Genomic DNA, 2,537 nt, shown 5'->3' with positions numbered 1-2,537 from the left:
TCCTCGCTCTGGGACACCGTCCCCGTCACGATCCCGATGTGGAAATCGGGCTCCGCCGCCAGGGCGGGAAGGGCAAACAGTCCGCAAACCAGCAAAGCCAACAGTACAGACTTCAACTTCACTAAAAACGCCTCCTTATCCAATTTTACATTGGATCGAAATGAGATGAGAGAACCGGGAACGGCCCAAGGACCGCCATTATTATAACAAAAAACAGAAAAAATAGACCAAATTGTCAGGAAGTTGATCGTGGGGGACCTGGGGAGTCGCCCTCAAAAAAAGCTCCCGTCCGAAGGGCGGGAGCTTTCGCACCTTACGTCGAGCGCCTATTTCGCCGCGTCGTCGGAAGCCGGCTGAGGCTCGGCATCGGTCGCCGCGTCGTCAGAGGCCGGCTGGTCGGAGCTGGCCGCTGCGTCCATAGAGGCCGGCTGGAGGTCGGGGCTTGCCGCTACCGCATCCGCAGAGGCTGGGAAGAGCGACGCATCGTAGATCACGACTTCGGCCTTCGCCATGAGATCCGCCTCATAGTCGTTCAGCTTCCGGCGCTCTTCCTGGCTGCGCAGGAAGGCGCGGACGTCGCTGCTGACGTCCTCGTAGGGACGGATGGACTCCGAAACGAGCTCCGTCTTGACGGCGACGGAGAAGTCGCCGCTCGTGGCGGAGAAGACGGGGCTGACGGCCCCCACATCCAGAGAGGCCAACTCCGCCAGGGCGCCGGTGAAGGCCGACTCCGGAAGGAAGAGGGGCTCCCGCGTGACGCTGAGGACGTCCATCGAGGCCAGCGCGTCCCCGGAGGTCGCCTGGGCCCAGTCCGTTCCTGCCTGCAGGCTGGCCCTCAGCGCCTCGGCGTCGGCGCTGGCTCCGAAGCGAGCCACCTGGAGGTTGACCCCAGCCGGCGTGCGGAAGAGCTGATCCTTGATGGAGTCGTAGAACTTGACGGCCTCGTCCTCGCTCACCGTGACGTCCCCAACGGCCACGTGCAGCAGTTGCTGGACGGCCAGCTGGCGGGCCAGGTTTTTCTTGTACTCCGCGCTGCTGATCCCCTGCCGCTCCAGGGCCGCGTAGAAGGCCTCGCGGGTCGGGAACGCCGAGTCGGCGTAGGCCTTCATGGCCTGCTCCGCGTCGGCGTCGGAGATGGCGATATCCGCCTTCCGCACCTCGTTCTCCAACTGCTGCTCCAGGACGTACTGGTCCAGAACCGCCTGATAGACCGCCGGCATGTCCAGCGAGGCCGCGTTGCGCAGGCCCGAGTTCTCCAGGTAGGCGCGCAGGCGGTTCTCAAGCTCGGAGCGCATCAGCGGCCGACCGCCGACCGCCGCCACCTCATAATCCGTCATGGTCCCGTCCGCGCTGCGGCTCGGCCCGCGGCGTCCGCTGCGCCCCTCGTACATCAAAAACGTGGAGAGCAGAAAAGTCACCACAATTATGATCATGATCCACTTCATGTGCGTCCTCAGGTTCTTCAGCATCCCAAACATCGCCCCTTAGAAATTGAAATCGCTCGGAGGTCCAAAAAGCGCCCCCCGCACAGCCCCCCAAGAGAGCGTGCGCCAAGTTTGGATTTTAACACACCTTCCGCGGTCTGAACAATACGGCGGCGACTTAAATCCGCGGGCTGCGACGGCTTCATCGAGGGGTAAGGCTGCTACCGTACAGGAAGCATCGCTCCCTGCTCCCCGTGCCTCGTCATGCCCTTCTGCCCTCTTTTTTCTGAAGCGCCAGCACGGACAGGAACTCGAAGACGATGTTGCAGGCCGCGAGGGAAGTGATCTCGGCGACGTCGTAGGGCGGCGCCACCTCGACGACGTCAAACCCGACGAAGTTGACGTCCGTCAGGCCGCGAATGAAGCTGATGGCTTCAAACGTGGAGTATCCTCCCACCTCCGGCGTTCCCGTGGCCGGCGCATAGGCGGGGTCGATGAAGTCGATGTCGAACGTGAGGAAGGCCTTGTTATCCCCCACCCTCCTCCTGATCTCGTCCAGGACCGCCGGAATCCCCATCTCACGCACCTTGTGAGTCGGGATCAGCTTCAGCCCCAGCTCCGCGGCCAGCTTGAACTCCCCCGCGTCGTACAGGGAGCCCCTCATGCCGACCTGAACGGACTTGTGGGGATCGATCAGCCCCTCTTCGATGGCGCGTCGGAAGGGCGTCCCGTGATTGTACTTCTCGCCGAAGACCTCGTCGTTGATGTCCGCGTGGGAATCGAAGTGGATGAGGCTGACCGGGCCGTGTTTCCCAGCCACCGCCCTCAGCTCCGCCAGGGTGATGGAGTGATCCCCTCCCAGGGCGATCGGCAGGGCTCCCGCATCCACTATCCTGGACGCGAACGCCTCGATGGCCGAATAGGTCGGGTGAATGTAGCCGGGCACTACGTTGACGTCTCCCATATCCGCCCCCTTCAGGTAGTCGAGGAGGTTGACCTCGTGCACCGGATGGTTCGTCTTCATCATGACGGAGATGTTCCGGATACCCTGCGGTCCAAAGCGGGCTCCGGAACGATAGGAACAGGCGGTGTCGAAGGGGATGCCGTAGACGG

The 2,537-nt window shown here is 62.9% G+C and carries 2 protein-coding genes; both read right to left on the bottom strand.

The genetic code is table 11. The annotated features are described in order from the left end of the window. Nucleotides 1–326: 326 nt before the first annotated feature. A complete protein-coding gene (locus ACO41U_RS10315; RefSeq protein ID WP_485943753.1) occupies nucleotides 327–1,469 on the bottom strand; it encodes a peptidylprolyl isomerase in 1,143 nt (380 codons plus the stop codon). Nucleotides 1,470–1,686: 217 nt separating this feature from the next. Then, nucleotides 1,687–2,537 (bottom strand): agmatinase (gene speB / locus ACO41U_RS10310; RefSeq protein WP_485943751.1); only part of this gene is annotated, 851 nt, incomplete at its 5' end.

The organism is Fretibacterium sp. (genome assembly GCF_057312375.1).
Note: the sequence above shows the minus strand (reverse complement) of the source record. Positions and strands in the feature narration are given on the sequence as shown.

Excerpts from the sequence above, each read along its gene's own strand:
- ACO41U_RS10315 (WP_485943753.1), bottom strand. The coding sequence starts at position 1,469 with ATGCTGAAGAACCTGAGGACGCACATGAAGTGGATCATGATCATAATT.